Below are 12,641 nucleotides of genomic sequence, written 5' to 3' on the forward strand. Positions count from 1 at the left end.
GTGCGCGAGTGCCGCGGTTCGGCGCAGCATCTCCCACCCGATCTTGTCCGCATCCTGGACCGGCCTGAATCAACGGCGTGTCACGCCAGAGAGGATGCTCATGAGCAGTGCCAGTACGGCGGAACAGGCGGCACCGCCAGGCTCGCCGCCCGACCTGCGGGGCTCCGCGCCGCGCAGAGAACGATCCGCGAGGCGTCGCGGTGGTGCCTTGTGGCTCGGCGCTCTCGGTTTCGTACTTTTCTTCGCTGCGATCGAGGTTCTCTCCCGGACATCGGGCCTTTCCGAACAGACCTTGCCGAGAGCCACGACGATCCTCTCGCGCATGGTGACTCTGTTCGCCGACGGTGATTTCCTCAGCGCCGTGGGCATCACCGTCGTGGGCGCCCTGCTCGGGCTCGCCATCGCGATCGCGCTCGCCGTCCCTTGTGGAGTGTTGCTCGGCAGTTCGAAATGGGCGCTCACCGTGACCAGTCCGTTGATCGAGCTCTTGCGCCCCATTCCCGCGGTCGCGGTGATCCCACCGGCCTTGCTCCTGTTCGGAACCGGCATGACGATGAAGCTGTTCCTCGTCGCCTACGCCGCCTTCTGGATCGTTCTCTACAACACCATCTACGCGGTCCGCGACGTCGATCCGGTGACAAAGGACAGTGCTCGTTCCTACGGGTTCTCCCGCAACCAGGTGCTGTTCAAGGTGAGCCTTCCCAGCGCGGCACCGGCCATCTACACCGGAGTCCGGATCGCCTGTACGGCGGCGTTGCTTGTCGCCATCGGCGTCGAGCTGATCGGCGGCGGTGTCGCGGGGGTCGGCGAATGGCTCGTCGAAGCGCAGGAAGCGGTGACCCGCAAGGCCGACGTCTACGCAGGCGCGTTCTTCACCGGCCTGATCGGACTCGCGTTCAATCTGCTGCTCAACATCGGGGAGCGGCGGGCGTTCTCGTGGAGCATCGCCGGCCGGAAGGAGGCGTCGTGACCATAACGACGAGCAAACTCGGCGCTCGCGCACGCACGGCTGGTCTCAGCGTCGTGGTGCTGTTCGTGGCGGCGTTGCTGTGGGAGGCGGGCGCGCGAGCGCTGTCCTCGATCTTCGTGCCACCTCTTTCCGAGGTTCTTGTCCACATCGGAGACGAATGGTTCGGCGGCCCCGCCTACCAGCTCTTCCTCAGTGACAGCCTGATCGGCACCGTGTGGCCCAGCATCGTGAGGGTCGTTCCTTCCTTCGTGATCGGGGCTCTCGCCGCCGTCGTTCTCGGTGTCGCCATCGGACTGCTGCGGCCACTGCGAGACACCCTGTACCCGCTCATCCACTTCCTGCGCTCGATCCCCTCGGCCGCGAAGGTACCGCTTTTCGTCGTCCTGCTCGGCATCGGCGACGCGATGAAGATGTCGGTCATCGCGGTCGCGGTGGCCTTCCCCGTGCTCATCAACACCGTCGAGGGCGTTCGGTCCGTCGAACCCGCACTGCTCGACATGTGCAAGGTCCACCGGGTGCCCGCGCGCAAGAGAGTGTTCGGCATCGTGCTGCCCAGCGCGTCCCCGCACATCTTCGCGGGGCTGCGCATCGGAAGCGCGGTCGCGCTGATCGTGATGATCGTGGTCGAGATGCTCGCGGCCAGCGACGGCATCGGCTACTTCGTCCTCTACGCCCAGCGGCAGTTCCGGTTCCTCGACATGTGGGCTGGACTGCTACTGCTCGCGGTGTTCGGCTACCTGCTCAACCTCGGACTCAACCTGCTGGAACGGCGGGTACTCGGCTGGCATGCCAAGGCCCGCGCCGGGACCGGCCACTGAAACCTCCCACCCTTCCCGAACGACTGCAATCAAAGGAGATTCGCATGGGTTACCGACGTCGTGCGACGGCGATCGTCGCACTGCTGCTCGGCGCTGCCGGACTCGCCGGTTGTGGCGGATCCACGCCCTCGGCGGACGAGGGAGCCTCATTCGTGTACGGCACGGTCAGCACCGGAATCGTGTCCCGCGAGGTCATGGCGGCCGACAAACTCGGCTACCTCGACGAGGCCGGTGTCGATCTGAGCGTCAAGAAGCTCCAGTCCGACACCATGTTGACGCCGCTCATGGCCAACGGCGAGACCTCGATCGGCTACCTCACCTACGTGACGACGGTGACCGCGCTGCGCTCGGGTATCCCGTTGCGCATGGTCAGCGGCATCCAGGAACTGGAGCCCGACATCCAGACGGTCTGGGTGCCCAAGGATTCGCCCGTCACCTCGATCGCGGACTTCAAGGGCAAGACCATCGGTGTCTCAGCGGTCGGCGGATACGGCAACGTCCTTTTCGGAGAGGCGCTGGCCACCGAGGGGCTCACACTGGAGGACGTCACCCTCACCGAGGTGTCGTTCAGCGACATGGCCTCGGCGCTGGAACGCGGCGACATCGACCTCGGCTGGCTGCCCGCGCCGTTCGCGGCGGCGCAGCGCGCCAACCCGGACACCCCGTTGCGCCAGGTCGTCGACTTCAACGACATTCCAGCCCTCACCGGACTGCCCCAGGGCGGCGTCGTCGCCACGGCCGAGTTCTACGAGCAGAACCCGGAAACCATCGGCAAATTCAGGGAACAGGAAAAGCGCGCGGCCGACTACCTTCGCGAGAATCCCGACTACGACAGGGAACTGCAGAAGGAACTCGCGGGCTACGAGCCTTCGGTCACCTCCGAACTTCCGCTACAGGGCTACGCGGGCTCGTTCTCGGCTGACGACCTCGAACGGCTCCTCACGCTGATGACCAAGTACGGGCTGCTCGAAGAGGGCGACGAGGTCGACCTCGGCGCCTTCGTCGGAGACCTCGGGAACGCGGAGGACTGAGCCGTGGCCCCATTGATGAGCGTGCAGGGTCTCGGCGTCACCTACGGTTCGGGCCCCTCGGCGGTGCGCGCGATCGACGAGCTGAGCTTCGACGTGCGAGGCGGTGAGTTCCTCACCGTCGTCGGACCTTCCGGCTGCGGGAAGACGACGTTGCTGCGATGTGTCGCGGGCCTGATGGCGCCGACCAACGGGGCGGTGCTCTTCGAGGGCGCCGCCGTGGCGGGTCCCCCCGCCGGGCTCGCCATGGTGTTCCAGGACTACAGCAGGTCGCTCATGCCGTGGCGCACCGTGCACGACAACGTGACCTTCCCGCTGTCCAACGCGGGAACCGCCAAGGCGGAGCGCGACCGGCTTGCCGAGGAGTCGCTGAGAGCCGTCGGCGTCGACCATTTCGCCGACAAGCACCCGTGGCAGCTTTCTGGGGGAATGCAGCAGCGGGTCGCGATCGCGAGGGCGCTTGCCTACCGGCCCAAGCTGCTGCTGATGGACGAACCCTTCGCGGCCGTCGACGCACAGACGAGGGCCGACCTCGAAGACCTCGTCCTCAAGGTCAAGCGCGAGTTCGAGGTGACGATCATGTTCGTCACCCACGACATCGACGAATCGGTCTATCTCGGCGACCGTGTCGTGGTGTTGTCCAAGCCGCCGACGCATGTCGACCGCATCGTCGACGTCGACCTCGGCGACGACCGCGACCAGGTGACGACCAAGGAAACACCCGAGTTCGCGCATCTGCGGGCCGACGTGTTCCGCGCGATCAAGGAATTGGGCGCGACCTCGGCACCAGCGCTGAACGGCAACTAGAAAGTAAGGAGAGCACGGTGGACGTTGGAACCGCGTACGGGCGCCCGCAGGGCAGCACGTTGCCGGAACTGTCCAAGGTCGGTCCCGGCACCCCCTACGGCGAGGTGCTGCGCCGGTACTGGCAACCCGTCGCGCTCACCAGTGACGCGACGACGACGCCGAAGCGGCTGAAGATCCTCGGCGAGGACCTGATTCTGTTCAGGACGAAGTCGGGCAGGGCAGGTCTGCTCGCTCCCGACTGCGCGCACAGGGGAGCGTCGCTGTACTACGGCGGGGTCGAGGACGACGGCATTCGCTGCTGTTACCACGGCTGGCTGTTCGACCCGGAGGGACGCTGCCTTGAGCAGCCGTGCGAGCCGGACAACGGACGGCACAGGGACCGGGTCAGGCAACCCTGGTATCCGGTGAGGGAGTATCACGGGCTGCTCTTCGCCTATCTGGGACCGCCCGACCGGAAACCGGCCTTCCCCGTGTACGACGTGCTCGACGACGACAGCTTCGGCACGATCATCGCCGACGACAACAGTTTCGGCGGTGGCGGACCGGCCGAGCTGGACTTCAATTGGCTCTACCACTGGGAGAACGTGCTCGACCCGTTCCACGTCCCGATCCTGCACGCCCGCTTCAGCGGAACCCAGTTCGTGCCGGCCATGGCGATCCTGCCCGAATGCAAGTTCGAGTACACGCAGGTCGGCGTCAGGGTGCGCTCGTTCCGCCAGCTCACCGAGCGCGAACAGCTCGACAGGGTCACCGAGGTCGTCTTCCCCAACATCCGGCTCGTGGCGAGCCCCAAACTCACCGCGGCGGGACCCGCCAGGTTCGTCGGCTGGGTCGTTCCCTTCGACGACACCAACTGCAAGGTGTTCACCCTCGCGAGGGTCGATCATCCCGACGCCCTGACCGAGGAGCGCAGCAGGGTCGGCGGCAAGCTGTGGCACGAGCTCGGCGAGGCGGAACACAGGAGATACCCGGGTGACTACGAGGCGCAGAAGTCGCAGGGTGATGTGGCGAGCCGCTCGCGGGAGTTCCTCACGACGACCGACCAGGGCGTCACGATGCTGCGCAGGATGATGGCCAAGCAGGCGAAACTCGTCGCGGAAGGCGGTGATCCCGCCGGCGTTGTGCTCCACCCCGATTCCGGGGACACCGTGTCGTTCCGCATCGAGGCAGGCAACTACATCAGCGTGCGGGACGAGCCTGCCAACGCCCCGGCTCGCTGACGAGGAGGACGACGTGACCGCCGGAATCGCGGCAGAACCTCGCCGCGCCGATCTCCAGCACGAGCAGCGACAGGTCAGGGTGACCGCCATGACCTGGCAGGCCGAAGGGGTGCTTTCGCTGGTTCTCGCCGATCCCGATGGCGGTGAGCTGCGGCCGTGGGAGCCGGGTGCCCACATCGACCTGCTGCTCGGCAACGGCCTCGAACGGCAGTACTCGTTGTGCGGCGACCCGGCGGACACGACCACCTGGACGGTCGCGGTGCTCGCCGAACCGGCCAGCAGAGGCGGATCGGCGTGGATCCACCGGACGTTGCGGCCAGGCGACGTCCTCACGGCCCGTGGACCGAGGAACAACTTCCCACTCGCCGACGCTTCGCGGTACCTGTTCATCGCGGGAGGCATCGGGATCACGCCGATCCTGCCGATGGTGCACGCCGTCGCCAGGACCGGCGGTGCCCCATGGCGATTGTTGTACGGCGGCCGCAGGCGGGATTCGATGGCGTTTCTCCCCGCGATCGAACGGTTCGGGGACAACGCTCTCGTGCGCCCGGAGGACGAGACGGGGCTGCTCGACCTCGCCGCCGCGCTCGACTGGGCCGAGCCGGGAGGGGTTGTCTACTGTTGTGGGCCCGAAGCGCTGATCACGGCTGTCGAGGCGGCGTGCCGGGCGCGCGGGATCGCGCTGCGGGTCGAACGGTTCGCCGCGAAGGCGCTGGACTCTTCGGCTGAGCCCGGTGCGTTCCAGGTCGACTGCCGCAGGTCGGGCGTCACCATCGAGGTCGGCAGTGACCAGTCCATTGTGGATGCCGTAGAGGCCGCTGGGCTCGGGCCGCGATACTCCTGCCTCGACGGGGTCTGCGGCACCTGCGAGACGGCGGTGCTGGAAGGCGAACCCGAGCACCGGGACTCCATCCTCAGCCAGGACGAACGGGATGCCGGTGACACGATGATGATCTGCGTGTCCCGCAGCCGCTCCGGCCGGCTGGTACTCGATCTGTGAAGGCGGACATGACAACCTCGGCAACCGAACCCCGGCCGCTGGCCATGCTAGACATCGACGGCGTGCTGGTGCTGGAGAATCCCGTCGTTCCGGTGGAGACGCACACCGTGAGCGCCTACCGGCGCTGGGCGAGGGAGGTGCGGATCCCGGTCGGAGCGGCGGAGTCGGTGCGTGAGCTCGCACGGCGGTTCGACATCGTGTGGACGACGGCCTGGTCGCACAACGCGCACATCGCCCTCGCCCCCGCGCTCGGCCTGCCTGAGGAGCCGTGGCCGTTTCTCGCCGTCCAGTTCAACAAGCTGCCCGCGATCAGGGCGTATGCCGGGGGACGGCCGTGGGTGTGGATCGACGACAGCATTCACGACCTCGGTGAGATTCCGGCTCCCGCCGACGGCCTCCTCGTGCCGGTCGACGGCAGCAGGGGAATCACCGAGATCGATCCCGCCGAACTGCTGGAGAAGCTGAGCCGGTTGTGAGCGGCGCGTGGCCCACGTCCACAGGGGGGCCAGGACGAGTGAGCGGAGTGACGTGCTGTAAAAAGTAGCAGGATTGAGCACTGACAACAGGGTTCACTCCGTACTCAGATGATCAAGTGCCAGCGCGTCGACCTCCCGATCCCCGACTCAGTGCACTCGGCCGCGCGCTGAAACGCGTGAGGACCGAGCGTGGACTGACCCTCGACGAACTCGCCGCCCGAAGCGGTGTCTCGCGCAGGGTGCTTTCGTATGCCGAGGGCGGCCTCATCAATCCGGGGATACTGAGCTTCGTGGCCATCGTGCGCGCGCTCGGCATCGACTCCGCCGAACTTCTCCAGCCCATGATGGACGAGATGGAGAAACAGGCAGTTCAAGAGCAGGCCCCGGGCTAACACCCTCCATTGTGGCTGGCATCCGGTGCCGGTCGCGCCGAGAATGCGTGCGCATCGGTCCGGAGAATCGTTCTATCTCTCGGAGAACGTCCAGCTCACCTGATTTCGAGCCGGGTGGAGCGAAGTGCGCGGCATATGTCTCGGTGTATTTACCTGTTCGTCCTCGAATTGAATATTTTCGGTGGGGTGCGTTTGTGTTCGAAGAGGAAACCCGGTTTTTCCGTGGGTGTCGCCGACCGGGGCGAGGGGGCTGGTGCGCGGTGCCGGAGGCCGCCGAACGATTTCGCGCTGTGTTCATGGGGTTTGCGGACAGTTAGCGTAACGATCAGCTACTTGGGCGGGATGTCCGATCTTCGACAGAGCCACTCCCTGCTTCGTTCCCCGGACATCCGTCCGATAGTGCCGGTCGCTTGACGACGCCGGGTGAGGTGGTGGCAGACTTGCCCTTGGATCAGGGGCCCCATCTGGTTGCGGAAAGTGATGTGGCTGCTGCTCTCACCCCGGAAGGGGGTAACAATGTCCGTGGTCTTGCGTTTTAGTTGACTCTCCTGCTCGGAGTCCTATACTCCGTGCTTGTTACATCAACTAAAACGCAAACTTTCACATTTATGTTGTGGTCCTATCGGTCCCACGCGTCGCTTACCCACGTGCTTCTTGCCTCTTGCGACGCCCTATGACCTGACCAGACGTGGATATGAGAACGTTTGAGAACGGAGTCCTTGGATGGTTGACGATCTCTCCCGTGCGAGCTGGCGCAAAAGCACCTACAGCGGCGGCGGCAACGACTGCGTGGAGGTCGCATTCCTCAATGAGGGAATGGCTGTGCGTGACTCGAAGAACCCGAAGGCCGGTGCGCTGCGGCTTCCCGAATCGGAGTGGAAGCTGCTGATGGCCGCCGCTCGCTCGGGAAGTCTCGATCTGCGCTAGCGAACCTGCCCACGGCGCGGGCACGACCAGGTGCCCGGACGCGTCGCCGGGCGTGACGACGGCACCGGACCTGGACCCTGATCCGTAGCCCCTCCACGACGAGTCCCACGGTGCGCCGGTGTCGGCCCGGCACCGGCGCACCGGGCGAGCAGAGCCCCGCGCCAAGCAGGTGCGGGGCTTTTTGACTGCCCCCTCAAGGCTCCGTGGCGGCGTGGCGGCGAAGAAAGCCACACGTAAGCGCTGTTGGTGATCCTCGGACCGCGAAAGCGCGTTCAGGAGGGATCCCCCGCATGGCTGGGAACAACAACCGGGTTCGGTACGTCGTGTTCGGTTCCGGCGAATCGTGGTGCATCCGGCACCCCGCCCTCGCCGCGGCGGCGGCCCGGTGCAGACGGTTTGCCGAGGCGGTGCAAGCGGTAGCGCCCGTAGAGGACGGAAGACAGGCGCGGCGGAGAGCGGGAACGCGCCCGTGGCCACTGACTCTCATCGCCGACACCGACGATACCGACCCCGCGAGCTTCTACCACTACGGCGACCGGCTTGCCGCCACCGTCCCGTGCATCGAAGCGGCCATCGAGGCGGTCGAGGCCGACATCGACCGGCTGAGGGAACCCGGTGCGTTCGCGCGGTTCGCTCGTGAACTCGACCAGGCGCGCGCTGATCTGTGCCAACTCCAGTGGGTACTCGATCAGACACGGCGGTTCGTCGCGGGGCTGGACCTCATCGGCGACCGGCTCGACGAGCTGGGCTTCGCCGCGGCCCGCCGGTACGTCGAGGTCGCCGAGTCCGCCGAACAAGCCGTCACGACCATCCACACCATGCCACGGCACACCCCGCCGTGGCACGCGGCGGCTTGCGCGCTCGGCGAGGCGATCGCGGCCTTCGATCGCGTCGCGGCGACCGTCGACGACGAGCTGGCCGACATCGAGGCCGCGACCGACCGGCTCGTGGCGGCCCCGGTGCTGCCCGCCTGACTTGCGGTGCGCTTACTTCCGGTGCCGGCGTGCCCCCGGAATGTCCACTGTGGATACGAACGGGATGAATCGGCAATCGTCGGCTATTGCGGACGTGTACTGACCGCTTTGGCGGGGACGCTGGGGTCATGACGAACAAGAGCGAGCACGACAAGACGGTGCACCCGCAGGCGACAGCAGGGCTTTCGGCCTACCTCGGATACCGCGACGCACCGGCGGCCATCGACTGGCTCGGTTCGGTGGCCGGGTTCGAGACGACCACGAGATTCCCCGACGCTTCCGGCGGGGTCGCCCACTCCGAACTACGGATCGGCGAGACGGCGATCGTGGTCTTCAGTGACCGGTCCGGCTACCAACGCGCGCCACGCAAGGGCGACACGTGCGGTCTCGGGCTCTACGTCATTCTCGCCGACCAGGCGGCCGTCGAGAACGTGTACGGGCGCGCGATGGCAGCCGGTGCCACCGCGGTGTGGGAGCCAGAAGGCAACGAATGGGGCAACTTCCGTTGCCGCGTCGAGGATCCGGAGGGGTTCGAATGGACCTTCGGCACCTATCGGCCCGGCCTTCCGCAAGGGTGGTGACGACGGCTCCGCGACCTCGGAACATCGCGAACCGGCAACCGGCAGGCCGCACCTCGTCCCACCGGTACTACGCTGTGCTGGCCACCACACCCGGTTTTCCGATCAGCGAGGTCGAGATGGCGGACGCAGCGTCGAAGTCGCCGAGCCAAGTCCCCGCTGGGCTGGATCCGCTCGACCCGGCCAGGCCGAGCATCGCCCGCGTCTACGACGGTTTCCTCGGGGGCAAGAACTACTACGAGGTCGACCGGCAGGTCATGGTCAAGATCAACCAGGTCGTGCCGGAGGCCGTGCACATCGCGAGGGGCAACAGGGGATTCCTCAACAGGGCCTGCCGGTTCCTCGCCGACCAGGCCGGGATCGACCAGTACCTCGATTGCGGTTCCGGGCTGCCCACCGCCGAGAACACCCACCAGATCGTCCAGCGAGCGAACAAGCAGGCTCGGGTGGTCTACGTCGACAACGACCCCGTCGTTCTCGCGCACGGACGCGCGCTGCTTGAGGAGAACGACAACGTGCACATGGTGGCCGCCGACATCTTCAGACCGGCCGACGTGCTGAACAACGAGGTCGTGCGCAGGCATCTCGATTTCTCACAACCCATGGTGTTGCTCCAGGTCGGCACCCTGCATCACCTCGAAGGCGACGGCGGTCCCGAGGTGATGAGGGAATACGTCGACGCGTTGCCTTCCGGGTCCTACGTCGTGTTCTCCCACTTCCTCGACCCCGAGGTACCCGAGTTGACGGCGATCGCCAAACGGATCGAGGACATTCTCGTGCACGGACCGATGGGCGCGGGCCGGTTCCGGACCCGCGCCGAGATCGCAGGGATGCTGGAAGGGCTTGAACTGGTCAAGCCCAACGCGGTGTCGGAGCCGGGGCTCGTGGTGTGTGACGAATGGTGGCCGGATGGCCCCAAACTGGCACCGGTCAGCGAGGCGGCCCGGTGCATCGCCGGAGCCGTCGGGCGCAAACCCTGACGAGGACTTGTGCTCGCGGGGACGAATCGCGTTCGTCACCGCGTTCGCGGTAGTTCCACGGTCCCCGCCGCGTGCAACGGATCCCGGAGAAACCGCGGCAGCGACATGCCGATGCCGTAGGTGTTGAGCCTGCGTACCGGCGTGATGCGAATGAAGCCGCCATCCGGTTTGTCGAGTTCGCCGTGGCTGGTGATCGAGGAGAGTTTGCCGGACTCGACGAGCCGCAGCAGCCCCGGATCGTCCTGGCCGAGCAGGTCGGCGACGCCTTGGAACTGGATCGCGGCCGGTGGCCCTACCGGCAGCCTCCTTACCGGAATGTTCACCGCGACATGCGGATTCGCGGCGATGTTGCGGGCCTTTCTGCTCGTGAGCGTCGTGTTCAGGTACAGGATCTGCGGGTTTGCCTCGTCGCGGGCCACCGCTTGGTAGAGCATCCCGGCGGCGTGAGCATGCCCCGCTCGCGAGGTCGTGGCCAGCGTGCAGAACGAACGCCGGGCGACGAGACGCTCGACGAGTTCGAGCGAAGGCCGGTGCAGTGGCGGTGTTTCGGTCAGGTTCGTTGTCATGTCCTCAGCTCACCGGAGTCCGCCCCCGGTCGCCATGGTCGATCGGCTCGACCGCATACGGGATGCGCTCATGACAACGGCCATGTTGTCGTCGTGGCAATGCGCGTAACGTCGGTGTATGGACCTGCCACTGACTACGGAGCGGCTCGTCGTGCGGGACTGGTCGCTCGATGACGCCGAGGCCGCGCACCGGATCTACGGCGTCACCGAGGTCACTCACTGGCTGACTCCGGCCATGGACAGGGTCAGTGACGTCGGTGCCATGCGTTCGGTGTTGCAGGCCTGGATCGAGGCGCAGCCGAACCTGCCCCCGCCAAGGGGCAGGTGGGCGGTGCAACGTACCGAGGACGGAGCCGTGATCGGCGGGCTCGCCATCCGGTTGCTGCCGCCCTACGAGGAAGACCTCGAACTGAGCTGGCAGCTGCATCCCAGCGCGTGGGGCAACGGTTACGCGACCGAGGCAGGCAGGGCGCTCAGCGAATGGGCGTTCACCCAGGACACCGACGAGTTGTTCGCGGTCGCCCGGCCGAGCAACGTGCGCGCGATCGCCACCGCGAAGCGGCTCGGCATGTCGTGGGTCGGGGAGACGACCAAGTACTACGACCTGCGGTTGCAGGTCTACCGCATCAGGCACAGCGATCTCGGGGATCCCGAGCAGGCAGGCTGACCTCTCCGTGCCGGTGGCGCCCGGGTAGTCGGTTTGTATTGCAAACCGGTTGGCGAGTGTTCTACCGTTGACTCCGGCCGAACACGGGAACCGAGGTGGTGGCGGTGGACGCGGCGGGGCAGAAGGGCACCTGGAACGTCACGGCCGTCGCACGGTTGCGTTATGTCACGGCGCATTTCGAGTCGCTGCAAGGACTTGTGCTGGTTCCCGTCATCTCCTGGATGGCGCTCGCGATGGCATGGGCCGCGAATTGGGTTCCCGGGTGGTTGGTGCTCGCCGCGGCGCCGGGTGCTTTGCTCGGCTCCTCCGCGGCGGTCCGCCATTACCGGCGCCACTACGGCCAGGTGAGGCCACGAACCTCCCGGGGGCATGGCGCTGTCTCCTTGCTGCCCATCGTGGTGCTGACCGTCGCGGCGGCCACGGGAACCATCTCCGAGGGCTGGCCGGTCAGCCTGCCCGGCATCGTGCTGGGCGCGGGAGTCATCGGCTGCGCGTGGTTCCGGCGTCCGCTCGCGCCCGCCCTCGTCCCGGTCGGCGTGCTCGGCGTGCTGCTCAGTGTTCTGCCGCTCGCCGGTGCGGGACGGCCGCACCTGCTTGGCCAGACGGAACACTGGATCTTCGCGCTGCTCGTCGGCGCCGCCGTCGTTCAGGTCTACGGTCACGTTGTGCTCAGTAGGGCGTTCGCCGGAAGGCAGGCGCTACGAGGATGACCACGTCGTCCCAGAGCGCCGCCTCCGAAGGGGTGGAAGGGCAGGACGCGCCGTTCGAGGCCATCGCGGCACTCGACAAGCTCATCCATGAGCCCGCGCGCCTCGCGATCACCACCGCGCTGTCGGCGTGCGAGGAGACGGATTTCCTCTTCCTGTTGCGGCTCACCGGACTGTCCAAGGGCAACCTGTCGGCGCATCTGAGCAAGCTCGAAGCGGCGGGGGTCGTCGCCATCAGCAAGCAGTTCGCGGGTAAGCGTCCCGAGACCTGGATCAAGCTCACCGGCCATGGCAGGCGGGTCGTGGCCGCGCACTGGGAACGGCTCGACGAGGTCAGGCGGCGGGCGTCGGCGTGGTCGCGAGGTGGCCGGCGACGGTCCTGAACGGCCGTCGAAAATGCCTCCCCCGTTTGTGTCGTTGGTTGCTTCACGTGATCAGTGGGTTGTGTCGAATGTGTCGTCGGCGATCTTCTGTTAAGGCGATCGGATGAGGGAAGCGATACTTTCTGTATTTCCATCGCTTTTGTTCAGT

General features: G+C 66.5%; 16 protein-coding genes. 15 read left to right on the top strand and 1 reads right to left on the bottom strand.

Going from position 1 to position 12,641, the window contains the following annotated elements; translation table 11 throughout:
- Nucleotides 1-100: 100 nt before the first annotated feature.
- The 12 genes from BAY61_RS05750 (at nucleotide 101) to BAY61_RS05805 (ending at nucleotide 10,170) form a co-directional block, all read left to right on the top strand.
- Nucleotides 101-970, top strand: a complete 870-nt coding sequence (locus BAY61_RS05750) for an ABC transporter permease (protein ID WP_170140077.1) — start codon at nucleotides 101-103, stop codon at nucleotides 968-970.
- Nucleotides 967-1,788, top strand: coding sequence for an ABC transporter permease (locus tag BAY61_RS05755; protein WP_170140076.1), 822 nt, complete (start codon nucleotides 967-969; stop codon nucleotides 1,786-1,788). Before BAY61_RS05750 ends, BAY61_RS05755 begins: the two co-directional genes overlap by 4 nt.
- Before the next feature lie 44 nt (nucleotides 1,789-1,832).
- Entirely contained in the window at nucleotides 1,833-2,819 is a 987-nt protein-coding gene (locus BAY61_RS05760) for an ABC transporter substrate-binding protein (RefSeq protein ID WP_091799402.1), read from the top strand.
- 3 nt (nucleotides 2,820-2,822) lie between these two features.
- On the top strand, nucleotides 2,823-3,623 hold the full coding sequence (locus tag BAY61_RS05765) for an ABC transporter ATP-binding protein (RefSeq protein WP_338061451.1): 801 nt from the start codon (nucleotides 2,823-2,825) through the stop codon (nucleotides 3,621-3,623).
- 17 nt (nucleotides 3,624-3,640) lie between these two features.
- Nucleotides 3,641-4,843 (top strand): aromatic ring-hydroxylating dioxygenase subunit alpha, encoded by a 1,203-nt coding sequence (locus tag BAY61_RS05770; RefSeq protein WP_211323461.1) that lies wholly within the window; start codon nucleotides 3,641-3,643, stop codon nucleotides 4,841-4,843.
- 13 nt (nucleotides 4,844-4,856) lie between these two features.
- Nucleotides 4,857-5,843 (top strand): PDR/VanB family oxidoreductase, encoded by a 987-nt coding sequence (locus BAY61_RS05775; RefSeq protein ID WP_245865841.1) that lies wholly within the window; start codon nucleotides 4,857-4,859, stop codon nucleotides 5,841-5,843.
- Between the two features lie 8 nt (nucleotides 5,844-5,851).
- Nucleotides 5,852-6,319, top strand: a complete 468-nt coding sequence (locus BAY61_RS05780) for an HAD domain-containing protein (RefSeq protein ID WP_143021342.1) — start codon at nucleotides 5,852-5,854, stop codon at nucleotides 6,317-6,319.
- A 116-nt stretch (nucleotides 6,320-6,435) separates the two neighbouring features.
- On the top strand, nucleotides 6,436-6,711 hold the full coding sequence (locus BAY61_RS05785; protein ID WP_091799411.1) for a helix-turn-helix domain-containing protein: 276 nt from the start codon (nucleotides 6,436-6,438) through the stop codon (nucleotides 6,709-6,711).
- Nucleotides 6,712-7,434: 723 nt separating this feature from the next.
- Nucleotides 7,435-7,638, top strand: a complete 204-nt coding sequence (locus BAY61_RS05790) for a DUF397 domain-containing protein (protein ID WP_091799413.1) — start codon at nucleotides 7,435-7,437, stop codon at nucleotides 7,636-7,638.
- A 290-nt stretch (nucleotides 7,639-7,928) separates the two neighbouring features.
- The gene (locus BAY61_RS05795; RefSeq protein WP_091799416.1) at nucleotides 7,929-8,612 is read left to right on the top strand and encodes a hypothetical protein; all 684 of its coding nucleotides are present in this window, start codon (nucleotides 7,929-7,931) and stop codon (nucleotides 8,610-8,612) included.
- 128 nt (nucleotides 8,613-8,740) lie between these two features.
- Entirely contained in the window at nucleotides 8,741-9,193 is a 453-nt protein-coding gene (locus tag BAY61_RS05800; protein WP_091799419.1) for a VOC family protein, read from the top strand.
- 116 nt (nucleotides 9,194-9,309) lie between these two features.
- The gene (locus BAY61_RS05805; protein WP_091800717.1) at nucleotides 9,310-10,170 is read left to right on the top strand and encodes an SAM-dependent methyltransferase; all 861 of its coding nucleotides are present in this window, start codon (nucleotides 9,310-9,312) and stop codon (nucleotides 10,168-10,170) included.
- A 35-nt stretch (nucleotides 10,171-10,205) separates the two neighbouring features.
- Here BAY61_RS05805 and BAY61_RS05810 read toward each other — a convergent pair whose 3' ends face one another.
- Complete coding sequence (locus BAY61_RS05810; protein WP_091799422.1) at nucleotides 10,206-10,736, bottom strand: pyridoxamine 5'-phosphate oxidase family protein; 531 nt, start codon at nucleotides 10,734-10,736, stop codon at nucleotides 10,206-10,208.
- A gap of 118 nt (nucleotides 10,737-10,854) precedes the next feature.
- Here BAY61_RS05810 and BAY61_RS05815 point away from each other — a divergent pair, with 118 nt between their 5' ends.
- From BAY61_RS05815 to BAY61_RS05825, 3 genes are all read left to right on the top strand, one after another.
- The gene (locus BAY61_RS05815; protein ID WP_091799425.1) at nucleotides 10,855-11,403 is read left to right on the top strand and encodes a GNAT family N-acetyltransferase; all 549 of its coding nucleotides are present in this window, start codon (nucleotides 10,855-10,857) and stop codon (nucleotides 11,401-11,403) included.
- Nucleotides 11,404-11,498: 95 nt separating this feature from the next.
- Nucleotides 11,499-12,113, top strand: a complete 615-nt coding sequence (locus BAY61_RS05820; protein WP_091799428.1) for a hypothetical protein — start codon at nucleotides 11,499-11,501, stop codon at nucleotides 12,111-12,113.
- The gene (locus BAY61_RS05825) at nucleotides 12,110-12,493 is read left to right on the top strand and encodes a transcriptional regulator (protein ID WP_091799431.1); all 384 of its coding nucleotides are present in this window, start codon (nucleotides 12,110-12,112) and stop codon (nucleotides 12,491-12,493) included. Before BAY61_RS05820 ends, BAY61_RS05825 begins: the two co-directional genes overlap by 4 nt.
- The last annotated feature ends 148 nt before the right edge of the window (nucleotides 12,494-12,641 follow it).

It is taken from the genome of Prauserella marina (assembly GCF_002240355.1).
Lineage (GTDB): Bacteria > Actinomycetota > Actinomycetes > Mycobacteriales > Pseudonocardiaceae > Prauserella_A > Prauserella_A marina.